Origin of the sequence: Streptococcus sp. 339 (assembly GCF_013277285.1) — a bacterium.
Taxonomy (GTDB): domain Bacteria; phylum Bacillota; class Bacilli; order Lactobacillales; family Streptococcaceae; genus Streptococcus; species Streptococcus pseudopneumoniae.
Window position 1 is genome coordinate 1 of record NZ_VMMR01000014.1, and the last position, 25107, is coordinate 25107.

At 37.2% G+C, this 25107-nt stretch carries 18 protein-coding genes and 5 pseudogenes; 19 read left to right on the forward strand and 4 right to left on the reverse strand.

Annotated features, from left to right (window positions below):
- Positions 1–296 precede the first annotated feature (296 nt).
- The 9 genes and pseudogenes from murD (at position 297) to HT736_RS02095 (ending at position 8543) form a co-directional block, all read left to right on the forward strand.
- Entirely contained in the window at positions 297–1649 is a 1353-nt protein-coding gene (murD, locus tag HT736_RS02060) for a UDP-N-acetylmuramoyl-L-alanine--D-glutamate ligase (RefSeq protein WP_050223684.1), read from the forward strand.
- Between the two features lies 1 nt (position 1650).
- The gene (locus HT736_RS02065; RefSeq protein ID WP_000724842.1) at positions 1651–2709 is read left to right on the forward strand and encodes a UDP-N-acetylglucosamine--N-acetylmuramyl-(pentapeptide) pyrophosphoryl-undecaprenol N-acetylglucosamine transferase; all 1059 of its coding nucleotides are present in this window, start codon (positions 1651–1653) and stop codon (positions 2707–2709) included.
- Between the two features lie 9 nt (positions 2710–2718).
- On the forward strand, positions 2719–3879 hold the full coding sequence (locus tag HT736_RS02070; RefSeq protein ID WP_138701350.1) for a cell division protein FtsQ/DivIB: 1161 nt from the start codon (positions 2719–2721) through the stop codon (positions 3877–3879).
- A 191-nt stretch (positions 3880–4070) separates the two neighbouring features.
- The gene (locus HT736_RS11930; protein WP_007284949.1) at positions 4071–4202 is read left to right on the forward strand and encodes a hypothetical protein; all 132 of its coding nucleotides are present in this window, start codon (positions 4071–4073) and stop codon (positions 4200–4202) included.
- Between the two features lie 12 nt (positions 4203–4214).
- Positions 4215–4337: a hypothetical protein gene (locus HT736_RS11935; RefSeq protein ID WP_275689873.1), complete on the forward strand. Its 123-nt coding sequence runs from the start codon at positions 4215–4217 to the stop codon at positions 4335–4337.
- Positions 4338–4627: 290 nt separating this feature from the next.
- The gene (locus HT736_RS02075; RefSeq protein ID WP_166735853.1) at positions 4628–5443 is read left to right on the forward strand and encodes a peptidase M50 family protein; all 816 of its coding nucleotides are present in this window, start codon (positions 4628–4630) and stop codon (positions 5441–5443) included.
- Positions 5427–6800, forward strand: a complete 1374-nt coding sequence (locus HT736_RS02085) for a ThiF family adenylyltransferase (protein ID WP_001812020.1) — start codon at positions 5427–5429, stop codon at positions 6798–6800. The genes HT736_RS02075 and HT736_RS02085 overlap by 17 nt, the downstream gene beginning before the upstream one ends.
- 209 nt (positions 6801–7009) lie before the next feature.
- Positions 7010–7843: pseudogene (locus tag HT736_RS02090) on the forward strand (ABC transporter ATP-binding protein).
- Positions 7836–8543 carry an ABC transporter permease gene (locus HT736_RS02095; RefSeq protein ID WP_172921579.1) on the forward strand — a complete coding sequence of 236 codons (708 nt, stop codon included), beginning with the start codon at positions 7836–7838 and terminating at the stop codon, positions 8541–8543. Before HT736_RS02090 ends, HT736_RS02095 begins: the two are co-directional and overlap by 8 nt.
- A gap of 202 nt (positions 8544–8745) precedes the next feature.
- Here the strand turns inward: HT736_RS02095 and HT736_RS12045 are convergent.
- A pseudogene (locus HT736_RS12045) lies at positions 8746–8970 on the reverse strand (IS30 family transposase); the annotation flags it as partial.
- Positions 8971–9288: 318 nt separating this feature from the next.
- Between HT736_RS12045 and pyrF the strand changes: the two are divergent.
- The 3 genes from pyrF to lysS all read left to right on the forward strand — a co-directional run bounded on the left by pyrF (position 9289) and on the right by lysS (position 12532).
- Positions 9289–9990, forward strand: a complete 702-nt coding sequence (pyrF, locus tag HT736_RS02105) for an orotidine-5'-phosphate decarboxylase (protein WP_138700192.1) — start codon at positions 9289–9291, stop codon at positions 9988–9990.
- 33 nt (positions 9991–10023) lie between these two features.
- Complete coding sequence (pyrE, locus tag HT736_RS02110; RefSeq protein WP_000170920.1) at positions 10024–10656, forward strand: orotate phosphoribosyltransferase; 633 nt, start codon at positions 10024–10026, stop codon at positions 10654–10656.
- Between the two features lie 385 nt (positions 10657–11041).
- Positions 11042–12532, forward strand: coding sequence for a lysine--tRNA ligase (gene lysS / locus HT736_RS02115; protein ID WP_172930697.1), 1491 nt, complete (start codon positions 11042–11044; stop codon positions 12530–12532).
- Between the two features lie 67 nt (positions 12533–12599).
- Here lysS and HT736_RS02120 read toward each other — a convergent pair.
- Positions 12600–13480: pseudogene (locus HT736_RS02120) on the reverse strand (ISL3 family transposase); the annotation flags it as partial.
- A gap of 65 nt (positions 13481–13545) precedes the next feature.
- Here HT736_RS02120 and HT736_RS02125 point away from each other — a divergent pair.
- From HT736_RS02125 to kdpC, 6 genes are all read left to right on the forward strand, one after another.
- Entirely contained in the window at positions 13546–16197 is a 2652-nt protein-coding gene (locus HT736_RS02125) for a sensor histidine kinase KdpD (protein ID WP_172930698.1), read from the forward strand.
- Positions 16187–16912 carry a response regulator transcription factor gene (locus tag HT736_RS02130; RefSeq protein WP_000787304.1) on the forward strand — a complete coding sequence of 242 codons (726 nt, stop codon included), beginning with the start codon at positions 16187–16189 and terminating at the stop codon, positions 16910–16912. Before HT736_RS02125 ends, HT736_RS02130 begins: the two co-directional genes overlap by 11 nt.
- 299 nt (positions 16913–17211) lie before the next feature.
- Positions 17212–17289 carry a K(+)-transporting ATPase subunit F gene (gene kdpF, locus HT736_RS02135; RefSeq protein ID WP_007285010.1) on the forward strand — a complete coding sequence of 26 codons (78 nt, stop codon included), beginning with the start codon at positions 17212–17214 and terminating at the stop codon, positions 17287–17289.
- Between the two features lie 12 nt (positions 17290–17301).
- Positions 17302–19047: a potassium-transporting ATPase subunit KdpA gene (locus HT736_RS02140; RefSeq protein ID WP_050971642.1), complete on the forward strand. Its 1746-nt coding sequence runs from the start codon at positions 17302–17304 to the stop codon at positions 19045–19047.
- Positions 19048–19055: 8 nt separating this feature from the next.
- Positions 19056–21125, forward strand: coding sequence for a potassium-transporting ATPase subunit KdpB (kdpB, locus tag HT736_RS02145; RefSeq protein ID WP_014017221.1), 2070 nt, complete (start codon positions 19056–19058; stop codon positions 21123–21125).
- Positions 21126–21244: 119 nt separating this feature from the next.
- The gene (kdpC, locus tag HT736_RS02150) at positions 21245–21862 is read left to right on the forward strand and encodes a potassium-transporting ATPase subunit KdpC (RefSeq protein ID WP_001225808.1); all 618 of its coding nucleotides are present in this window, start codon (positions 21245–21247) and stop codon (positions 21860–21862) included.
- A 468-nt stretch (positions 21863–22330) separates the two neighbouring features.
- On the opposite strand, the pseudogene HT736_RS02155 reads toward kdpC, so the two are convergent.
- Positions 22331–22623, reverse strand: a pseudogene (locus tag HT736_RS02155) (ISNCY family transposase); the annotation flags it as partial.
- Positions 22624–23035: 412 nt separating this feature from the next.
- Between HT736_RS02155 and HT736_RS02160 the strand changes: the two are divergent.
- Positions 23036–24733, forward strand: a complete 1698-nt coding sequence (locus tag HT736_RS02160) for a YSIRK-type signal peptide-containing protein (RefSeq protein ID WP_172930699.1) — start codon at positions 23036–23038, stop codon at positions 24731–24733.
- 155 nt (positions 24734–24888) lie between these two features.
- On the opposite strand, the pseudogene HT736_RS02165 reads toward HT736_RS02160, so the two are convergent.
- Positions 24889–25030 (reverse strand): annotated as a pseudogene (locus HT736_RS02165) (transposase); the annotation flags it as partial.
- Between the last annotated feature and the right edge of the window lie 77 nt (positions 25031–25107).

Consider the following 25107-nt stretch of genomic DNA (forward strand, 5'->3'; position numbering starts at 1 on the left):
TAGGTATGGAACTTCGAAGAAGATCGCTACCGTCCGTCATTACTTAAGGAAAGTCTTAAAAAATCTATAAACAAAAAGAGCCACTCGGCTCTTTTTGTTTATACTCAATGAAAATCAAAAAGCAAACTAGGAAGCTAGCCGCAGGCTATACTTGAGTACGGCAAGGCGAAGCTGACGTGGTTTGAATTTGATTTTCGAAGAGTATCAGTTAGAAGAAAGAGTCACAAACACACTTTGTGGCTTTTTTATTTCCATAAAAATGGTAAAATAGTAAGAGTAGAAATGGAGTTTGAGACATGAAAGTAATAGATCAATTTAAAAATAAGAAAGTACTTGTTTTAGGTTTGGCCAAGTCTGGTGAATCGGCAGCTCGTTTGTTGGACAAGCTAGGCGCTATTGTGACAGTAAATGATGGGAAACCTTTCGAGGACAATCCAGCTGCCCAAAGTTTGCTGGAAGAAGGGATCAAGGTCATCACAGGTGGCCATCCTTTGGAACTCTTGGATGAAGAGTTTGCCCTCATGGTGAAAAATCCAGGCATCCCATACAGCAATCCCATGATTGAAAAGGCTTTGGCCAAAGGTATCCCTGTCTTGACCGAGGTGGAATTGGCTTACTTGATTTCAGAAGCGCCCATTATCGGTATAACAGGTTCAAATGGAAAAACAACTACAACGACCATGATTGGGGAAGTTTTGACTGCTGCTGGGCAACATGGTCTTTTATCAGGGAATATCGGCTATCCAGCTAGTCAAGTGGCCCAAACTGCGTCAGACAAGGACACGCTTGTTATGGAACTTTCTTCTTTCCAACTCATGGGCGTTCAAGAATTCCATCCTGAGATTGCGGTTATTACAAACCTCATGCCAACTCATATCGATTATCATGGATCATTTGAGGAATATGTAGCAGCTAAGTGGAATATCCAAAACAAGATGACAGCGGCTGATTTTCTTGTTTTGAACTTTAACCAAGACTTGGCAAAAGAATTGGCTAGCAAAACACAAGCTACTGTAGTTCCATTTTCAACACTGGAAAAGGTTGATGGAGCTTATCTGGAAGATGGTCAGCTCTACTTCCGTGGAGAAGTGGTCATGGCAGCGAGTGAAATCGGAGTTCCAGGTAGCCACAATGTGGAAAATGCCCTTGCGACGATTGCTGTAGCCAAGCTTCGTGGTGTAGACAACCAAATCATTAAAGAAACTCTTTCAGCCTTTGGTGGTGTCAAACACCGTCTCCAGTTTGTGGATGAAATTCAGGGTGTTAAATTTTATAACGACAGTAAGTCAACCAATATCTTGGCAACTCAAAAAGCCTTGTCAGGATTTGACAACAGCAAGGTAGTCTTGATTGCAGGTGGTTTGGACCGTGGCAATGAGTTTGACGATTTGGTTCCAGATATTACTGGACTCAAGAAGATGGTCATTCTTGGTCAGTCTGCCGAACGTGTCAAACGGGCAGCAGACAAGGCTGGTGTGGCTTATGTGGATGCGACTGATATTGCAGATGCGACCCGCAAGGCCTATGAACTTGCGACTCAAGGAGATGTAGTCCTTCTCAGTCCAGCCAATGCCAGCTGGGATATGTATGCTAACTTTGAAGTACGTGGCGACCTCTTTATCGACACAGTAGCGGAGTTAAAGGAATAATATGAAAAAAATTGTCTTTACAGGTGGGGGGACGGTTGGACACGTTACCCTCAATCTTTTGTTAATGCCCAAGTTCATCGAAGATGGCTGGGAAGTCCACTATATCGGAGATAAACGTGGTATCGAACACCAAGAAATCCTCAAGTCAGGTTTGGATGTTACCTTCCATTCCATTACGACTGGAAAATTGCGTCGCTATTTCTCTTGGCAAAATATGCTGGACGTCTTCAAAGTTGGTTGGGGAATTGTCCAATCGCTCTTTATCATGTTACGACTTCGTCCACAGGCCCTTTTTTCAAAGGGAGGCTTTGTCTCAGTACCGCCTGTTATTGCAGCACGTGTGTCAGGAGTGCCTGTCTTTATTCACGAATCTGACCTGTCTATGGGCTTGGCCAATAAAATCGCCTATAAATTTGCGACGAAAATGTATTCAACTTTTGAACAGGCTTCAAGTTTGGCTAAGGTCGAGCATGTGGGAGCAGTGACCAAGGTTTCGGACAAAAACACTCCAGAACCAGATGAATTGGTGGATATTCAAACCCACTTTAATCCTAAATTGCCAACTGTATTGTTTGTCGGTGGTTCTGCAGGCGCTCGTGTCTTTAACCAATTGGTGACAGACCATAAGAAAGAACTGACAGAGCGCTACAATATTATCAATTTAACTGGAGATTCTAGCCTGAATGAGTTGAGCCAAAATCTTTTTCGTGTTGACTATGTGACCAATCTCTATCAACCCTTGATGGAATTGGCTGATATTGTTGTGACACGAGGTGGTGCCAATACGATTTTTGAGCTCTTGGCCATGGCAAAATTGCATGTTATTGTGCCACTTGGTCGTGAAGCTAGTCGTGGCGACCAGATTGAAAATGCAGCTTACTTTGTAAAAAAAGGCTATGCAGAAGAGCTTCAAGAAAGCGATTTGACCTTGGATAGTTTGGAAGAGAAGCTTGCTCACTTACTAAGTCACAAGGAAGACTACCAGGCTAACATGAAGGCTTCTAAGGAATTGAAATCTCTAGCAGATTTTTATCAATTGTTGAAAAAAGATTTATCATAAGGAAAGTAAATGTCAAAAGATAAGAAAAATGAGGGCAAAGAAATCCTCGAAGAATTGAAAGAGTTATCAGAATGGCAGAAACGAAACCAAGAATATCTAAAAAAGAAGGCTGAGGAAGAGGCAGCCCTAGCTGAGGAGAAAGAAAAGGAAAGACAAGCTCGAATGGCTTCAAAATCTGAAGATTCAGATGCAACCGAGGACCAAGAGAGTGAATCTGATTCAAAAGACCCAAAATCAGCTAAGGATGATACCGAAGAAAAAGTAGAAGAGTCAGAATACGTCAAAAAAGAAGTATCCAAAGAAGAATCAAAGTCCAAAGAGCCAAAGAAAGAGGATAAAAAGGCAGATAAAAAGCCTGTAAAGGAAAAACCGGTCAAACCGAAAATTCCAGGAATCCATATCTTACGAGCCTTAACGATTTTATTTCCATGTCTGCTTTTATTGATTGTCTCCGCCTACTTACTCAGTCCTTATGCGACGATGAAGGATATTCGTGTCGAGGGAACGGTGCACACTACGTCTGATGATATTCGACAGGCTTCAGGTATTCAGGATTCGGATTATACGATTAACCTTCTGCTAGACAAGGAAAAATATGAAAAGCAGATTAAGTCTAACTATTGGGTTGAATCAGCTCAACTTGTTTATCAATTTCCAACCAAGTTCACTATCAAGGTCAAGGAATACGATATTGTGGCCTACTATATTTCTGGTGAAAACCATTATCCTATTCTTTCCAGTGGTCAGCTTGAGACCAGTGCTGTGAGTTTGGTCAGTCTACCAGAAACTTATATATCAGTTCTCTTTAATGATAGTGAAAAAATCAAGGCTTTTGTCTCAGAACTTTCTCAAATTAGCCCAGAACTCAAGGCGGCTATCCAAAAGGTGGAACTAGCTCCCAGCAAGGTCACTTCCGATTTAATTCGATTGACCATGAATGATTCGGACGAAGTCTTGGTTCCTCTATCTGAAATGAGTAAGAAACTGCCTTATTACAGTAAGATTAAGCCTCAATTGTCAGAACCAAGTGTGGTCGATATGGAAGCTGGAATCTACAGCTACACTGTAGCGGATAAATTGATTATGGAAGCAGAAGAAAAAGCCAAAAAAGAGGCCGAAGAAGCTGAGAAAAGGCAGGAAGAAGAACGTAAACGTTTAGAAGAAGAATAGAAAAAACAAGAGGAAGAGAGCAATCGAAACCAAACGACCCAGCGCTCATCGCGTCGCTAGGTTTTACCTTTTTTCTCATAGTACTTTAGTGACTAGTTTTTACGTTTAATATTTGACATCTGTTTTTCTTTATGTTACATTATGCAGTGTAATCGATTGCAAAATAATTTTTTATGAAGAAGGTAACACATATGTCAGATGAAGTATTCTTATTTGAAGAAATTGAAGAAATCGTAGCCTCTACAGATGGTGAATTTTGGGGGAGTTTTACTTGGAACTGGGGTAGTTCTCTTAATTGGAGTAGCCTATTGTTAAAAAGATAGGGAGTGATAATCATGCAAGATAACTTTTTATTTGAGGAAATTGAAAAAATTTCAGTACCAGTTAGTGATTTTTCAGCTGGACTTGCAATAGGTATCGGATTTGGTTTAGCAATCCTTGCTCTTGCTGGTTGTTGAAGTTTGTTCATTTACTAACATTAAGCTTTTTCAATTTCATTTTAGACAGTCATTTGAATTTTCCGTATTAGTCTTGCAGCAAGAGATTAATAGAATTAGTTATTATTTTATTGATTGCGGACTGAGGGACAGTATCATCTATATATACCATCCAGTAAGAAACATGTATTAGTTGGGAAACAGGAAAAAAATGGTTAGAGCAACTAATAGGTCAAGAATTTACCATATCGGACTTATTAGTGTTAGTAGGGAAGAAATATTATTTAAGATTTTATATTGTTCTTAGTAAAATGGGACTTATAGATTCTATGAAATCACGAAAAAAGATAAATATTTTTAAAATATCTTGGGACTTTAATATAACATTGGACTTTAATATAACATTATCTGAAAAATTAAACTATAAAAGATTTAATAAGAATTTTGAAAAAATCCTATTTGGTATTTTCCCATTGGCTCTTATTTTGCAATGTTTTATTATGTATATTTATAGGGCGGATATTTTGACTAATTTCCAAAACTTTCCAATAACGCTAAACATTCTTTTATTTTGGTTGCTTGTTGTTATTATATCTGTAACGATACATGAATTTAGTCATGCAATAATTGCTAATAATTATCAAATTGAGATCCCAAATTGTGGAATAATGCTACTTTTGTTTAATTTGGCTTTTTTTGTAGATTTAAGTGGGGTGCAATTCTTAAAAAATAAAAAACAATTTTTGAAAATTATGTTAGCAGGAATTGCTTCAAATTCGATTTTATCACTTACAGGTTTACTTGTTTTATTGTTCACATCGTATAAATTGCTTGGACTCTTATTTTTTATCATTAACTTAGGTATGATTTTTATTAATTCAATTCCTTTTTTTCAGTATGATAGTGGTATTATTTTAAGATACTTGAATTCTAACAATAATAACTTGAATTTTCAATATATAGTTCAACTTTTAATAGCATTTGTTATTATTTATTTCCCTTTGAGTCAACTATTACAGTTTTTGACACCTAATATTATTGTTCGTAGTATAGGAGGGGTGGTTGTTTCTATACTGCTTTCTATATTATATATGAGAGGAAGGACGAAATATGTTCTACGTAAATAGTTATGTTTTTGCTTATAAAAAAGAAGGTATAATGTATTTGCGTGGTCGGAGTATGCGGGAAATAGCTATAGAACCTCAAATTTCGCAAGAATTTATCAACGATCTATTTAATAGTTGTAAGGAACTATTAGAGATAGAAGAAGTATTAGGTAGTAAACTAACATTTGAACTATTAAATGAACAAATTTTAATTTCGGATGAGATAGATATTGATAGTAGATATTCTAGAACTAAAGGTTACTATTCGTTATTTTATAATGAAGAGTATAATAAAATACAGAATAAAACAGTATTAGTATTAGGAGCCGGAGCCTTAGGATGTTATATATCTCTAAGTCTAAGTATGTATGGAGTGAGGAAACTTATTGTCGCTGATTACGATATAATAGAACCATCAAATTTAAATAGGCAAATTCTTTATACAGAGTCGGATGTTGGTAAGGAGAAGATTAATGTTCTTTCTCAAAAAATACACAAGTATAATTCAGATGTTCAGGTAGTACCTATTTCTATTAAAGTTTCTTCAGTAGAAGAATTAGAAAACATTGTTGCGGAATATGGGAGTATAGATTTTATCGTTAAAGCAATTGATACGCCCATTGATATTATAAAAATTGTCAATCAATTTGCTGTATCGCATAAGATATCCTACATATCAGGAGGGTTTAATGGATGCTATCTTATTATTGATAATATATATATCCCTACCATCGGTTCTTGCTTTGCTTGTCGGAATATAAACAAAGATATAAATAAGTACACTTTATCTGATAAGACAAAGTGGCCGACTACACCAGAGATGCCTGCTATTTTGGGAGGGATAATGACTAATTTAATAATTAAAATATTTCTGGGATGTTATAATGAAATCCTAATAGATAACGCTTACGTTTATAATATGAGAAATCATGCTCTAAGTCAAGAAAAATATGTTCTGGAAAACGGAGAATGTCCAATTTGTAAAAAAAATAATAAAGTGAAAGATAACAATATTAGAGCGAAAACATTTATTCGTTCAGTTTGTTTTTGCTTATTATCAGGAGGAGTAGCTTTTTTATCTGCTATTGGGCAGTTCACTGTTATAGAAACACAATTAATAGTATTGTTCTTGGGTATTATTTTTGCTATATATTATGCTTACTACAATAAAAATATTCAAACATCATTGGAAAATATAGTATGGCTTTTTTCATCGTTTGAGATTTTATTTTTGCTTGTTAATTTTAGAACATTTATTCAGTTACCAGTGGATATTTTTATTAGTATGATAATATTTTTAATGCTGTGGATATTTATTATGTTAGGTATAGTGTGTCTTAGTTATTATATAACTTTATTATTTAGCAAGGAGGCTTAGTATGTTTAAAAAAATAGGTATAATGAGCATTTGCATATATATAATTATTTTATACTGCTTGAGAATGTATCGTATTATCAATAATATTGAAACAATCTTGCTAACGGTTATATGCTTAATGTTATTGTTTTTTTTAAGACGTTTATTTGATAAAGCTAAGTAAATAGATGTTAAGTAAAAATGTAGAATATAAAGGAGGGGCAATGAGTATGATTGAAGTTAGCCATTTATCAAAAAGTTTTGGTGATAAAATAGCTTTAAATGATATAAGTTTCACTGTTAAAGAAGGTCAGATTTTTGGATTTTTAGGACCATCTGGTTCTGGAAAGACCACAACGATTAATATTCTGACTGGGCAGCTCCTTGCCGATAAAGGACAATCTATTATTTTGGGACAAAAATCTCAAAATTTAACAAGCGGTGAATTAAAGAGAATTGGATTGGTTAGCGATACAAGTGGATTTTATGAGAAAATGTCTCTGTATAACAATCTTCTTTTTTATAGTAAATTTTATAATATTAGTAAATCACGTGTTGATAATTTGTTAAAGCGAGTAGGATTATATGATAGTCGCAAGATGGTAGCAGGAAAATTATCCACTGGAATGAGGCAACGAATGCTTTTAGCACGAGCTCTTATCAACAAACCCGCTGTACTCTTTCTGGATGAACCGACCTCAGGTCTAGATCCCACAACTTCTCGAACAATTCATGAGTTAATTTTAGAATTGAAAACAGCAGGGACAACGATTTTTCTAACGACTCATGATATGAATGAAGCAACTCTTTTATGTGATTATGTTGCCTTATTAAATAAAGGGAAATTAGTTGAGCAAGGAGCTCCTTCTGAACTCATTCAAAGATATAATAAAGATAAAAAGATTAAGGTTACAGATTATAATGGGAATTAGATAACTTTTGATTTTACATCACTAGAACAGGTATCTCAGGCTGATCTGGAAAATATTTTTTCAATTCATTCATGTGAGCCTACTTTAGAAGATATTTTTATCACATTAACAGGAGGAAAGCTAAATGCTTAAACGGTTTCTGGCTTTGGTATGGTTGCGTTGTCAAATTATTCTTTCCAATAAGAGTATTTTATTGCAAGTTTTAGTGCCTTTTGCTTTCACATATTTTTATAAATATCTTATGGAAACACAGGGGAAGGTCAACGATCAACAGGCATTAGTTCTTTTGATGATGTGTTTACCTCTTTCTTTGGCTGTTGGAAGTCCTATAACTATTATCTTGTCTGAAGAAAAAGAAAAGTACAATTTACAAACTCTTCTGTTGAGTGGTGTTAAAGGCTCCGAATACATTTTATCAACTATGTTTCTTCCTTTTTTGCTAACTTTTGTGATTATGGGAACTACTCCTCTTATTTTAGGAGTTACAATTGTACATACTTTTAATTATATTACAATCGTTCTTCTAACCTCTTTATCCATCATTTTATTCTATTTATTGATAGGTTTAACCGCGAAGAGCCAAGTAGTAGCTCAGGTTATCAGTCTTCCTGCTATGATTTTAGTTGCTTTCTTACCGATGCTATCTGGTTTGGATAAGACAGTTGCGAAGATAACAGATTATAGTTTTATGGGACTGTTTACTAAGTTTTTCACAAAATGGGAGGAATTTTCATGGAATAAAACTCTAATTCCTAATCTAACACTACTTATTTGGATTGTTGTTCTATTAACTTTAATTACGCTAACTATTAGGAAAAAGAAAATTTCTTAATTGAGTTATTTTAATGATTATAAACACAAGTGGGAAGGAAAAAATGAACTGATCTTTTTGACAGCAATTCTACAGAATAGTCTTATTGCTATATTTTGATTTGAGTGTACGAAAAAAGAAAAATAACAATAGTGCTCATACTAATTGCAGAAGTTTTGGGTGATAAGATAACTGATAAATTGCAATAAAAAATGCAACATTTTTAAATCTCCTCTATAAGTGCTTCAAAAAGTGCTTCAAAACCTGTCTTGTAATCCAAGTATTTTTGGGGACGGTGATTAATAAGCTAGCAAAGCATCATTAAGGATTTTTTCGGTAATTGTTGCCAAATCGGTTTAAGAAAATACCCACGAAGAAGTCCATTCGCATTCTCATTACTTCCCCTTTGCCAAGATGAATAGGCATCCGCAAAATAAAACAGAATTCCCATTTGTTCAATTAAAGGGTAACAAGCAAACTCTTTTTCTCTGTCCGAAGTGAAAGTCTTTAACTATTCTTTTGGAAAGAGTCTTGTGAGGTGTTCAATAGCAGTCAACATGGATTTAGCTGTTTTTACTTGACAAGTACTAGTAGAAATAATAGAATAATAGAAAACCTTTAAAGCAGTCCAGAGAGGCAGCTAAGGTTAGACGGTGAAAGGGTGGAGACTACCCATTTTTCGTGGAACCTTGCTGTTGGCAGGTTCCTTTTTTCGTGGCTTCTGTTGGCCAGACTCTCTCACTAGCAAAGGTAAAAGGAGAAACCTATGCGAGAACATCGTCCAGTCATTGCTCTTGATTTTCCTAGTTTTGAGGCGGTCAAGGAATTCTTAGCTCTTTTCCCAGCAGAAGAAAGTCTTTATCTAAAGGTAGGGATGGAGCTTTATTACGCAACGGGGCCTGGGAGTGTGTCCTACTTGAAAGGCTTGGGTCATAGTGTCTTTTTAGATCTCAAGCTTCATGACATTCCCAATACAGTCAAGTCAGCCATGAAGGTCTTGTCTCGGCTTGGTGTGGACATGACCAATGTTCATGCGGCTGGTGGTGTAGAGATGATGAAGGCTGCGCGTGAAGGTCTTGGAAGTCAAGCCAAATTGATCGCTGTCACTCAGCTGACCTCAACGTCAGAAGCTCAGATGCAGGAGTTTCAAAATATCCAAACCAGTCTGCAAGAGTCTGTGATTCACTATGCCAAGAAGACAGCTGAAGCGGGCTTGGATGGTGTTGTTTGCTCGGCTCAGGAAGTACAAGTCATCAAGCAGGCTACCAATCCAGATTTTATCTGTCTGACACCAGGGATTCGTCCAGCTGGTGTTGCAGTTGGAGATCAAAAACGAGTCATGACACCTGCTGATGCCTATCAAATCGGCAGTGACTATATCGTAGTGGGACGTCCCATTACCCAAGCTGAGGATCCTGTTGCAGCTTATCATGCCATCAAGGATGAATGGACACAGGACTGGAATTAAAGAACTAGATTAGAAAAATAAAAGGAGAATACCATGACACTTGCTAAAGATATCGCTAGCCACCTCTTGAAAATCCAAGCCGTTTACCTCAAACCAGAGGAGCCTTTCACTTGGGCCTCTGGTATCAAGTCGCCGATTTATACGGACAACCGTGTGACACTTGCCTATCCAGAGACTCGTACTCTCATTGAAAATGGTTTTGTGGAAGCTATCAAAGAAGCCTTTCCTGAGGTTGAGGTGATTGCAGGAACTGCAACAGCAGGGATTCCACACGGAGCTATTATTGCTGACAAGATGAACCTGCCATTTGCCTACATCCGTAGCAAACCAAAAGACCACGGAGCTGGTAATCAAATCGAAGGTCGCGTAGCTCAAGGTCAAAAAATGGTAGTGGTTGAAGACCTTATTTCAACGGGTGGTTCTGTTCTTGAAGCCGTAGTAGCAGCTAAACGCGAAGGAGCAGATGTACTTGGAGTTGTAGCGATTTTTAGTTACCAATTGCCAAAAGCAGATAAGAACTTTGCAGATGCTGGTGTGAAATTGGTGACGCTTTCTAACTACAGTGAACTCATCCACCTAGCCCAAGAAGAAGGCTATATCACGCCAGAAGGACTCGACCTTCTAAAACGCTTTAAGGAAGACCAAGAGAATTGGCAAGAGGTGTAAAAAATCAAAAGACTAAAAGGTTAAAAATTATACTATTCTGTCATATCAGGTGTATGAATGACAAGATTCAAGTTGTTAATGTTTTTTACGTCAATTGTTTCAGTTTTAGATTTGCTTGGCTTGCTCTTATATAAAAAGTAGCACACGTCATGAAAGTTACAAGGGTTAAAGTATAATCCATAAATATTGTCAGATCCCTTTTCTGATATTTTGGAATTTCTTGCTTATCCCAGTCTTTTCAGTGATTTGGCTCAGTAATCTTAGCGTCAAGTTCTTTTTAGTTTTGAAAGATTATCCGTGAATTTCTTGCTTATTTATGATAAAATGGGAGTATCGCAAAAAATGACTCATCGTATTCAATTTTGAGTAAATCTAGGAGGATCCCATGTCAACAGAACATATGGAAGAACTAAATGACCAGCAGATCGTTCGCCGTGAAAAAATGGCTGCGCTCCGTGAACAAGGAATCGATCCCTTTGGAAAACGCTTTGAACGCACTGCAAATTCACAAGAATTAAAAGATAAATTTGCTGACCTTGATAAAGAACAATTACATGATAAAAACGAAACAGCTACTATCGCAGGACGCTTGGTAACCAAACGTGGTAAAGGTAAAGTAGGTTTTGCCCACCTTCAAGACCGCGAAGGCCAAATCCAGATCTACGTTCGTAAGGATGCTGTCGGTGAAGAAAACTACGAAATCTTCAAAAAAGCAGACCTTGGTGACTTCCTTGGTGTCGAAGGCGAAGTGATGCGTACAGATATGGGAGAACTCTCTATCAAGGCTACTCACATCACACACTTGTCTAAGGCTCTTCGTCCTCTACCAGAGAAATTCCATGGTTTGACAGACGTTGAAACAATTTACCGTAAACGTTACCTTGACTTGATTTCTAACCGTGAAAGCTTTGAACGCTTTGTCACTCGTTCAAAAATCATCTCTGAAATCCGTCGTTACCTTGACCAAAAAGGTTTCCTTGAAGTGGAAACACCTGTTCTTCACAACGAAGCTGGTGGTGCCTCTGCCCGTCCATTTATCACCCACCACAATGCCCAAAACATTGACATGGTGCTTCGTATCGCGACTGAGCTTCACTTGAAACGCCTTATCGTGGGTGGTATGGAACGCGTCTATGAAATTGGCCGTATCTTCCGTAACGAAGGAATGGATGCTACTCACAACCCTGAGTTCACTTCTATCGAAGTTTACCAAGCATACGCAGACTTCCAAGATATCATGGACTTGACGGAAGGCATTATCCAACATGCTGCTAAATCAGTCAAAGGTGATGGCCCAGTCAACTATCAAGGTACTGCAATCAAAATCAACGAACCATTTAAACGTGTTCACATGGTGGATGCTATCAAAGAAATTACTGGTGTCGATTTCTGGCAAGACATGACTTTGGAAGAAGCTAAAGCTATCGCTGCTGAGAAGAAAGTTCCAGTTGAGAAACACTATACTGAGGTTGGTCACATCATCAATGCCTTCTTTGAAGAGTTTGTTGAAGAAACCTTGATCCAACCAACCTTTGTATATGGACATCCAGTAGCTGTATCTCCACTGGCTAAGAAAAATCCTGAAGACGAACGCTTTACTGACCGTTTCGAGCTCTTCATCATGACTAAGGAGTACGGTAATGCCTTTACTGAACTCAACGACCCAATCGATCAGCTTAGCCGTTTTGAAGCCCAAGCTAAAGCTAAAGAACTTGGTGACGATGAAGCGACAGGTATCGACTACGACTACATCGAAGCCCTTGAATATGGTATGCCACCAACAGGTGGTTTGGGAATCGGTATCGACCGTCTCTGCATGCTCCTCACGGATACAACTACTATCCGTGATGTATTGCTCTTCCCAACAATGAAATAAACGCTTATCCTCTGGTACTTGTCAGGGGATTTTTGGCTCTTTGTCAACTGTAGTGGGTTGAAGTCAGCTAAGCTCGAGAAAGGACACATTTCGTCCTTTCTTTTTTGATGTTCAGAGCGATAAAAATCCGTTTTTTGAAGTTTTCAAAGTTCCGGAAACCAAAGGCGTTGCGTTTGATGAGTTTGATGAGATTATTGGTTGCTTCTAATTTGGCGTTAGAATAGTGTAGTTGAAGGGCGTTGACAATCTTCTCTTTATCTTTGAGGAAGGTTTTAAAGAAAGTCTGAAAAAGAGGATGAACCTGCTTAAGATTGTCTTCAATAAGTCCGAAAAATCTGTCAGGCTCCTTATTCTGAAAGTGAAAAATTAAGAGCTGGTAGAAATCATAGTGGTGTTTCAAGTCTTCTGAATAGCTCAAAAGTCTATCTAGAATTTTTTTTATTGGTCAAGTGCATACGAAAAGTAGGGCGATAAAATCGTTTATCGCTGAGTTTACGACTATCTTGCTGGATGAGCTTCCAGTAGAGCTTGATAGCCTTGTATTCATGAGACTTTCGATCCAATTGATTCATGATTTGGACACGGACACGACTCATAGCACGGCTTAGATGTTGCACAATGTGAAAACGATCAAGAACAATTTTTGCATTAGGGAGTGAAACAGTCTGGGAGATGTTTCAGCCTGAGCCTAGAAATTCGAAAGCGAAGCTGTTTAGCCAAGTCATAGTAAGGGCTAAACATATCCATAGTAATAATTTTGACGCGACATCGGACGGCTCTATCATACTTAAGAAAGTGATTACGAATGACAGCTTGTGTTCTACCCTCAAGAACAGTGATGATATTGAGCTTGTTAAAATCTTGCGCAATGAAACTCATCTTTCCCTTGGTGAACTCATACTCGTCCCATGATATAATCTCAGGAAGGCTATTGTAAAAAAAATAAAATTAGGTTATAATGACTTCTGATAAATGATTTTACTACAAAAGGTTGGGTTAACTAAGGTGATGTTATGAAAACAGGGGCGTTAAGAATTTATTTTGGTTATGCTGCAGGAGTTGGAAAAACCTATGCTATGCTTAGAGAAGCGCAGCGAGCTCAAAAAGCTGGAGTAGATGTGGTAGTAGGTTACATTGAACCTCATAATCGACCTGAGACTATGGCTTTACTGATTGGTCTTGAGCAATTATCTCCTAAAACAATAAAATATAAAGGTATCACCTTAAATGAGTTTGATATTGATACTGCTTTAAGGCGTCAACCACGCATTATTTTAGTGGATGAATTGGCTCATACTAACTGTTTTGAGTCACGTAATAAAAAGAGGTACCAAGATATTAAGGAACTGCTTTATGCAGGGATTGATGTCTATACTACTGTAAATGTCCAACATATTGAAAGTTTAAACGATGTGATTGAAGCTATTACAGGGATTCAAGTTAATGAGATAATTCCAGATGCTATTTTTGATCAGGCTGATCAGATTGAACTTGTAGATATTGACCCATCAGATTTACTTGAACGATTGGATAAAGGAAAAATTTATTCTAAATCGCAAGCTAAATTGGCCAAGCGTCACTTTTTTACTGAAGAAAAGTTAATATCTTTGAGAGAAATCGCTTTGCGCAAAGCAGCTGATCAGATTAATGGAAGTGCTTTTCGAGGAAAAAAAGTTAAAGATAGTATTGTGACCAAGGAACATGTCTTGGTCTGTGTGTCACCCTCTCCCTCCTCTTCACATGTCATTCGCGCTGCTTCAAGATTAGCAAGTGCTCTTAATGCAGACTTTACAGCCCTGTATATTGGTAGTTTAGATAGGGAACTGACTAATCAGGAGTTACATCAGAACTTGGAATTGGCAGAGCGGTTGGGAGCTAAGGTGACAGTTATGGATTATAATAATGTGACCAAGCAGATTGCTGATTACGCAAAATTGAGCCGTGTTTCTAAGTTAGTAGTCGGAAAAAGTGGCTCCAGAACTATTTGGCCTAAAGAAAATATTGTGGAAGTTCTTAGTAAGAATGTTCCTGATTTGGATATGTTTGTAGTCCATAATACTAGAGGAAAAAAAGAGACTTCGGTTGGTAAGCTCTCGTTGCCTTCTTGGTTTTCTAAATGGCAATTTTCTTTCAGTGATTTGGTTAAAACACTGGTGGTATTGTTGCTAGTAACCTTAACAGGTCTTTTATTTCGTTTCTGGAATCTCAGTACCAACAACATTATAATAATATATATATTAAGTGTTCAAATAAATGCTGTTTGGACAAAAGGAAAACTTTATAGTGTGATTTCTTCTATTTTATCAGTTCTTTGTTTTAATTACTTTTTTGTGGCCCCCTACTACACTTTTACTTCTTTTACTTCTTTTAATCCTTTTAATCCTACTTATCCTATGACTTTTGCTATTATGTTAATTACTGGTCTGATTACTTCTAGTCTCATAAAAAGGATTCAAGAGCAGGCAAGATTATCTACTGAAAAATCTTATCTAACAGAGTTGTTACTACAAACAAATAGAGGATTATCTCAGGCAGACTCTATTCCTTCTATTTTAGAAGAACTAGCTATTCAAGTCAAAAAATTATTGAATAGTGATGTGGTGATTTATCCTGTAACAGGTGGTACTTTGGAGACGCCGAAATATTTCCCTACCAGTCATTCTTTGAGGACCTTAGCTGATTACTATCAGTACAATGAGCGAGGAGTGGTTGAGTGGGTTTTATATAATAATAAACAAGCTGGAGCAACAACAAACACCTTGTCTGCTGCTAAATTTCTGTATTTATCTGTCAGAGGTAAAGATTCTGTTTTTGCTATTATTGGTATTTTAATAGAGGATAAAACAATGATTGACCTGTTTGAAAAATCTGTTATTCTAACTGTTTTAGGAGAGGCATCCTTGGCATTAGAAAAAGAAGCATTACGCGAAGAACAACAAAAAATGGAACTTAAAATACAAAAAGAACAGTTAAGGGTTGATTTGTTAAGGGGAATCTCACATGATTTGAGAACTCCACTTACAAGCATATCAGGTCAGTCTAAATTAATGATGGAGACGGGGGGAATTATGGAGAAACAGCGTATGATAGAATTAGCTGCCTATATTTACGATGACTCTATGTGGTTGATTAATCTGATTGAAAATTTATTGTCAATTACTAAATTGGATAATGATACTACTCTTTCATTAAGAATAAATGTTTTCGATGAGTTGATTGAAGAAGCTTTGAAACATGTGGATCAACATATTAAGAATCATGACTTTGTTTTAATTTTATCAGATGATTTATTAATAGCTAAAATGGATGCTCCCTTGATTGTGCAAGTACTGGTTAATATCATTAACAATGCAGTTAAATATACGCATGAAGGATCTTTAATTACATTGACGAGTAATAGAAAGGATCAGAACCTGGTGGTTGAGGTTTCTGACGATGGTCCTGGTATTAACGATCAAGCAAAAGAAAAGATTTTTGACCTTTTTTATACATCAGAAAATTTGGCATCCGATGGTAAAAGAGGCCTAGGTATAGGACTATCTTTATGTAAGAGTATTATTACAGCACATGGGGGGACTATTTACGTCCATGACAATACTCCTAAAGGAGTTATCTTTGGATTTACACTACCACTAGCGGAGGTGAATGTATTACATGAAAAATGAAAATGTTAAGATTTTAATTTGTGAAGATGATTCTTCCGTTAACAGACTTTTATCCTTAGCAATGGAAGTTGAAGGTTATCATTATGTATCAGTTCGGACTGGAGAGGAAGCTTTACGTCAGATCATTTCGCAATTTCCAGATTTATTATTATTGGATTTGGGTTTGCCAGATATGGATGGTAAAGACATTATTGACAAGATTCGTAGCTTTTCACAGCTACCTGTTATTGTTGTTAGTGCACGTGGAGAAGAAAGTGACAAGATTGATGCACTTGATGCTGGGGCAGATGATTATTTGACTAAACCCTTTAGCATTGATGAGCTTTTCGCTCGGTTAAGAGTTAGTCTTAGGAGGTCAAAGCAGATTAATCAACAAAGTGACGGTAATTCTGAAAAATCATCTTTTACTAATGGCTGGCTACATGTTGATTTTTTATCTAATCGTGTATTTGTTAATAACCAAGAAATTCACTTAACCCCGATTGAGTATAAGTTGCTTTGTCTTCTATCAGAGAATGTTGATAGAGTGTTGACTTATCGTTTTATTGTCAAGGAAATTTGGGGATATTATGAGGAAGACTTTTCTGCTTTGAGAGTTTTTGTTAATACATTGCGAAAAAAAATCGAATTAGGATTGGGTTACTCTAAAATGGTTCAAACTCATATTGGTATCGGTTATCGTATGATTAAGATTGAAAATTATGATGACAAATAATCCAAAAAGAATTTTATTCACCTGATTGGTAATTTCTTGGCAGCTATTTGAAACAAGTCTTAGGATAGGTTGTCTTAGGTTATTTTAGGAGACAATCTTTATATAATCTTTATTTTATATCCGTAATCTTTATATCATTTTTATACTTTTCGTGGTAGAATGATTATATTCTTGAAGGAGGATACAATGCTAGTAGATTTCATAATGTTTCTAGTTTTATTTTTTATTTTTTTGTTAATGATTGGTTTTATTGTTTGGTGTGATAAGCACCTTAAAGGTGATTAGAGGGAGAGTGTACTATGATAGTATTAGGAATAATTTTTGGTTTATTAATCTGTTATTTATTTTATGCTCTGTTACACCCGGAGAGATTTTAGGAGGAATGTGAGATGTTACAAATCATATTTGTCTTAGTACTGGCTTGTATTATTATATTACCAACTGGAAAGTATCTTTACCATATAGCTAGCCAGCAAAAAACTTTTGCAGATCCCATTATGGATCCTATTGATAGGTGGATTTATAAGTTGCTTGATGTGGACAAAAAAGGAATGACTTGGAAGGAGTATGCTGTAGCCCTTATTTTAACTAATGCTGTTATGGCTCTAGTGGCTTATGTAATCCTAAGAACACAGGCCTTTTTCTTTTTGAACCCCACCCGTGTTGGTTCATTAGAATCAAGCCTGAGTTTCAATACAGTCATATCTTTTATCACCAATTCTAATTTACAAAATTATGCTGGTGAGAGGGATTTGTCTTTTTTTAGTCAGATGGTTGTCATTACTTTTATGATGTTTACCTCAGCTGCTTCAGGCTATGCTGCTGCTATGGCTTTTATCAGAGGTGTATCAGGCAAGTATCAAGACATGGGGAATTTCTATGTTGACTTTGTTCGGGTGATTACTCGAGTGTTGCTTCCTTTTTCAATAATAGGCTCTTTGTTACTTATTTCACAGGGGGTTCCCCAAACACTATCAAAAGAGTTATATGCGACTACTTTGGAGGGCAATTTACAAGGTCTTATAATGGGACCGGTCGCTTCTCTTGAAATTATTAAACACTTGGGAACCAACGGTGGTGGTTTTTTTGCAGCAAATTCAGCAACTCCCTTTGAAAACCCTAATGTAATCACAAATATTATTGAAATGCTATCTATGATGTTGTTACCAGGTTCTATGGTAGTTGTTTTTGGTCATATGGTTTCATCTAGGAAAAAGGAAGATCATCCCTTTGAATCTGTACAGAAAGTTTCTTATAAGTCCACTAAATCTACGTTTATTAAACTAGGAGGACAGGCAAGACCGCTTCTGATTGTTATGCTATTCTTATTTTTTGTTGGTTTATCCATTATTGTTTGGTCAGAAAGTAAAGGAAATCCTGTCTTGCATCAATTGGGTTTGAATCAATCAATGGGAAGTATGGAAGGTAAAGAAGTTAGGTTCGGTATTCCAATGTCTGGTCTATTTACAGAAATAACAACGGCTTTTACAACGGGTTCCGTGAATAATATGCACGATACTTTGACTCCTCTAAGTGGTGGAGTAGCTATGATTAACATGATGCTCAATGTTATATTTGGCGGTAAAGGTGTAGGAATAATGAATATGATGCTGTACGTTCTTCTTACTGTTTTTATTTGTGGATTAATGATTGGGCGTGCACCTGTTTATTTAGGAAAAAAAATTGAAGGTAAAGAAATGACTTTAATTGCTTTAGCCATCATGGTTCACCCTATGATTATTCTAGGTTTTTCAGCAGTAGCTGTCTCATTGCCAGCAGGATTTAACAGTGTTACCAATCCAGGATTTCATTCTTTATCACAAGTGATTTATCAATTTACCTCAGCTTCTGCTAACAACGGATCGGGATTTGAAGGACTAAAAGACAATACTTTATTTTGGAATATATCTACAGGATTAGCTATGTTTTTTGGACGCTATGTGACTTTGATTCTTCAGCTATCGATTGCTGGTTCGTTAATGACTAAGCAACATGTGAATGATTCCCTAGGTTCTTTAAAAACAGATACGGGGACTTTTGCCATTATTTTAGGTGTGATAGTGTTGATTATATCAGCCTTAACTTTCTTACCAGTCCTTGTACTAGGACCTTTAGCTGAATTTCTAACTCAATGAGGTTTATTATGATTTCAAAGAAAACTTACTTTCTGACACAAAAGATACTACTCAGTTCCCTTAAAGGAGCGGTCGTAAAACTTCGCCCTAGTTACATGATTAAAAATCCAGTAATGTTTGTAGTTGAAGTTGGTTTTGTTCTGACCTTCTTTTTAACAATTATCCCCGTTGATGCTCAACAAGATAGCCAAAGTAGTCAATTGTATAATGGCATAGTAGCAGTGATCTTATTTTTAACTTTATTATTTTCTAATTTTGCTGAATCCATTGCGGAAGGAAGAGGAAAAGCACAGGCTGAAAGTTTAAAAAAGACGCAAGAAAATATGACAGCTAGACGACTCTATTTTGACAATGATGGTCAGACCCTTCTTGAAGAAACTATTGAGGCCACAGCCTTGCAAAAAGGAGATATCGTTCTGGTTAAGGTAGGAGAATTAATTCCTGGTGACGGTGAAGTTATTGAAGGAATTGCTTCTGTAGACGAATCAGCTATTACAGGAGAGTCAGCTCCGGTGATCAAAGAACCTGGTGGTGATTTTGCTTTTGTAACAGGAGGGACAACTCTTGCTAGTGACTGGCTTAAGTTGAAAATGACCTCACGTGCTGGAGAGTCTTTCTTGGACAAAATGATTTCCTTGGTAGAGGGTGCTTCTCGGCAAAAAACCCCTAATGAAATTGCCTTGAATACTTTGCTAGTCAGCTTAACAATTATATTCTTAATGGTAATTGGAAGTTTGTACCCGATTGCTAGCGCTTTGCACATAAAGATTACAGTTACTACTCTTGTGGCATTGACCGTATGTTTAATTCCAACAACAATTGGAGGTCTGCTGTCAGCAATTGGAATTGCAGGTATGGATCGCGTTACACGGTTTAATGTGATTGCTATGTCAGGAAAAGCAGTGGAGTCTAGTGGTGATGTGGATACTATGATTTTGGACAAAACAGGAACCATTACCTTTGGAAATCGTATGGCTGCTCATTTTGTTCCTGTAGATGGTGTTAGTCAAGAGTCTTTAATAAGAGCAGCTATGCTAAGTTCTCTACAGGATGATACACCGGAAGGAAAATCAATTGTTAAGCTTGCTAAAGAATATGGGGCAAGTATTCCTCCTATTTCTGAAGATATGACCTTTATTGATTTTACTGCTCAAACACGAATGAGTGGGATAGACTTTGTTGATGGGGGAATGATACGTAAGGGTGCCACAGATGCTATAAGTCGCTATATTAAAGGTAAAGGTGGTGTGATTCCGAAAGATTTGAAGTCTATCAGTGAAAGAATTGCTTCAGCTGGGGGAACTCCACTGGCAGTAGTGGAGGGGCAGAATATTTTGGGAGTGATTGCTCTCAAGGATACCATCAAACCAGGTTTAGTTGAGCGTTTTGCTCGCCTACGGGCAATGGGAATTAAAACTATTATGTGTACCGGTGATAATCCTCTTACCGCTGCGACCATAGCTCAAGAAGCAGGCGTTGATAGCTTTATCGCTGAATGCAAGCCAGAAGATAAAATTGAAGCTATTAAAAAAGAACAACGCTTAGGAAAAGTTGTTGCGATGACAGGAGATGGGACTAATGATGCCCCAGCACTAGCTCAGGCAGATGTCGGTATTGCTATGAATTCTGGAACAAGTGCTGCTAAAGAAGCTGCTAATATGGTGGATTTAGATAGCGATCCAACCAAGATTCTGGATATCGTTGAAATTGGAAAGCAATTATTAATGACGCGAGGAGCTTTAACCACTTTTTCAATTGCTAATGATATTGCCAAATACTTTGCCATTATTCCAGCTATTTTTATGCCCAGTATCCCCCAAATGCAATCGTTAAATATTATGTCATTATCAACGTCTTCCAGCGCAATTTTATCGGCTCTGATTTTCAATGCCATTATTATTCCTCTTCTAATTCCGATTGCGATGAAAGGAGTTTCTTATAAGCCTCAAAGGTCAGAAAAAGTTTTGGCTCATAACATGCTGATTTATGGTTTGGGTGGAGTCTTCATCCCGTTTATTGGAATTAAAATCATTGATATGAGTATTACTCCATTATTGTATCTATTGGGTTTATCCTGATAAGATTAGTTTAATATAATATTTAGAGGAATAAGATTGAAACTTATCTACATTGCTTTACGTTTAAAAGAATCAGTGTCTTTTCCTTGGGTTGAACATGAAAGGAATGAATAACAATCATGAGAAAAATATTTATACATATCAGACGTTCTGTCCGACTAAGTCTTTTATTTGGGGCGGTTTGTGGATTATTTTACCCTTTGCTGATTACCGGATTAGGGCAGTTTATTTTTCCTGTTCAAGCCAATGGTAGTCAAATTAAGCAGGATGGGAAGCTTATTGGATCGGCTTTAATTGGGCAAGAATTTTCGTCAGCTGCTTTTCTGCATGGTAGACCATCTGCTATTCAGTATAATACTTACCTTAGCGAAGGAGACCCAAGTGGACAAAGGCGGGATATTACTTCTGGTTCCCAAAATCTGGCTCCTAGTAATCCTGAACTAAAAGTACGTGTTCAAAAGGAACTGTCTCTTCTCATAGAAGAAAACCCAACTATTTCAATCAGAGATATCCCTGCTGATTTGGTAACAACATCGGCTTCGGGATTGGATCCAGAAATCAGTCCAGAAAGTGCTAAACTACAACTCCCCCGTATTTCTAAGACAACAGGTATTAGCTTGCCTAGACTGGAAGAAATCATTGACAAGCATACAGTAACAAAAATTTTTGGATTTCTAGGTGAAGATAGGGTGTCTGTGTTAAAAGTTAACATCGATATTATGAAGGAACTGAACTAACACCGCTGTAAAAGTTATACGGGTATTATTGCAAGTAATTAGTAGTGAGAGGTACGCCTATTACAAAAAAAGGGATAAAAAAGAACTCTTACTTCCTAGACTATATAATCTGATGAGTATCTTACAGATAGAGAAAGGAAGTTGGCATTTATTTATGAACTACTTTTAGCTGGTTTGAGATTTGTGACAAACTCATTTCACTGAAGAATTGCCAATCGAAAGTGATGATGTCCCAAAAAAATGGTGAGATTGAGGGCAATTATTTTGATTTTATTTGATACGAGGAACCCTTGAAGCTGTTTTTTCAGCTAAACCAAGGCTAGTCTTAGCCTTGGCTCTCCAGCCTCACAGCTCCAAGCCTCTTATCAAATGAAATGCTTGTCTTAGACTCCTTGCTTTCTCTCTCCTAAATGTAAGGGATAGAGTGATTTCCTTTAAGGAACAGCTTCCCATTTAGCGAGAAATAGATTATACTTGTAGCTGAGGAGAATCAAGCTCCTCACTAGTAAACTCTTCATAATCCTTTTTATTTTTCTGAAGATATTGTTTGAAAGATGTGAGTTTCCACGGATGGGTTTGTGGAGGGATATACTTGCGTCTTTCTTTTTTTGTTCTGGTTCTGGTTCAAAGCTTTTCGAATAGAGTTCATGAACTAGTAGCTCCTTTGTGTGATAGATCTTGTCAGCGATATTGAGGTAGATGTCACCGTCAACTTCTTTTATAACGAATACTTTCGTCTTTCTGCTGAAATAGACTTCTTTTCCTTTCTGTTGATAGGCTAGTAGCAGACGATTGCTTTGTCTTTTAGAAAGGTTCAGTTCGACACAGGCTCGATTCTTTGTTTTCTTTCCTTGGTCTATAGCTTTTATCACAAGATATTTTTTCGCTTCATTCATATTCAGTTGGATCCTTTTCATACGACTATTTTATTAAATGGGACATTTTCACGTTCGATTTACTAAAGACATTATTACATTCGAATTACAAAACCTAAAAAATCAAATGTTTTTCCTTGCAAAATTCGGGGGGGTGGTATAATTGCTGTTAGACTGTATATTCTTCATAGGAGATACAGTGGGGTAAATAGTCGTAAGTTGCTATTTATATATTATTGTCAATCGAAGAGGAAAATGACATGTTCTCTTCAATCATATCTTTAAAGGAGAAAGAGTTATGGATTTTAGAAAGTGTAACAGAGAAAAGGTCTTCCGTTACTCCATTCGTAAGTACCACTTTGGTGCCGCCAGTGTCGCGGTTGCCGCATTGATGTTTTTAGGAGCACGAGCTAGTGTTGTTCAGGCGGATACTACAGTAAATGCTACAGAGGTGTCTCTTGAGAGTTCTGAGCCTAAATCGGATCCAGCTGCGGAGGGAGCTAGTGAAGCTTCGAATGGAAGTGAGCGAAGTGCTGATGAAACAAGTAATTCTGTTCAGCGTACTCCTGTTGGCAGTGATAGGGACGCTTCTCCATCAAGCAATAATGGGGAAAGTTCTGAAGGGTCAGATAGAAGCAACAGTAGTGCCGTTAGCGGAAGTGATAGAAGTGCTGAAGAGACAAGTAACTCTGGTCAGCATGCTCCCGTTAGAAGAGCTAGGAGTGTCGGGGAAGACCGGGCATCAAGGTTGAATGGGGACTATTCATATAATGTTGATCAAGCACCAGTCCCAGATTCAAAAATTAATGATTTTGATTATTTGAGTAGTCATTGGTATGATGGAATGTTTCATTGGCTGAATGCCAATAGTCATGGAGATGTTTATGAACTTTATACGGATTTCTTTGGTGATCAAAAGATAAGACGGAAAGATCGTAATAGAAATAGACGTGTGGATAAACTATATAGAGACGATGCAACGACAGATAGTAGTAAACTAAACATTTTCAATTTATATCCACAGGCTGAGTATGTGAGTCTTTCGATTGTTCCTAATGGAGGTGGTGAAGCTCGCTTAACAGTGGTAGAAGCTGGGGGAAAAGTATTAGATACTATTCCAATACCGGCGAAAGATTTGTGGATAAAACAAAGCGAGTATGATAAACGTGAAAAGCAGAGACAATCCATCGACAAGTCTGCCTTGAATACCGAGCTTGGTAAAGAATCTGGCACCAAAGAGACAGCTAAGTATCAAAATGCAACAGCAGACAAGAAAGCAGCCTATGACAAAGCCGTAGAAGATGGTAAGAAAGTCTTAGAAGACCCGAATGCCACGCAAGAAGCTGTCAATAACGCTAAGAAAGCCATTGAAGACGCCAAAGGTGAGTTGGATGGAGTGGCAAGCGACAAGTCTGCCTTGAATGCCGAGCTTGGTAAAGAATCTGGCACGAAAGAATCTGACAAGTATCAGAATGCAGACCAAGCTAAGCGTACTGCCTACGACGAAGCTCTTAAAGCGGCAAAAGCTGTAGATGCTAAGCCAGATGCAAGTCAAGCAGAAGTTGAGAAAGCTAAGAATGACTTAGTTGCGGCAGCGGCAGCCTTGAATGGACAAGCAACAAGTAAAGATGAGTTGAAAGCTGAAATTGCGAAAGAAGATGCAACAAAAGCTGACGCCAAGTACACGAATGCAGACCAAGCTAAGCGTACTGCCTACGACGAAGCTCTTAAAGCGGCAAAAGCTGTAGATGCTAAGCCAGATGCAAGTCAAGCAGAAGTTGAGAAAGCTAAGAATGACTTAGTTGCAGCAGCGGCAGCCTTGAATGTATCAGATATAGTAGCAGGAACTCAGCCTACATCGTATCAAACGAGAGCAATGTTGCCTAATACTGGTATACGATCAGATAATACTACAGCTGCTCTAGGACTTCTATCAATCTTTGGAGCAGTAGGTTTACTCTTTTCTAAAAAGAAAAAAGATGATGAAGAAGCTTAAGTAAATGATTCTATTTGATTCTCAATCGCTTTTACATACACAATTTTTTATCAATTAAAAAGAACTAGGGTAATCTACACATTAGCTGGATATACTTACCCTACAGTGGATAGTAAAAAAGGGGCTCTTGGTCAACTGTAGAGTGTTGAAGTCAGCTAAGATCTAGAAAGGACAAATTTTGTCCTTTCTTTTTTTGATGTTCAGAGCGATGAAAATCCGTTTTTTGAAGTTTTCAAAGTTCCGAAAACCAAAGACATTGCGTTTGATGAGTTTAATGAGATTATTCGTTGCTTCCAATGTAAGCGCGTCATAACAAGGTATCTATCATTCATGGAAGACCTCCTGTATACTATTAGTAAAGTAAAACTATTGGA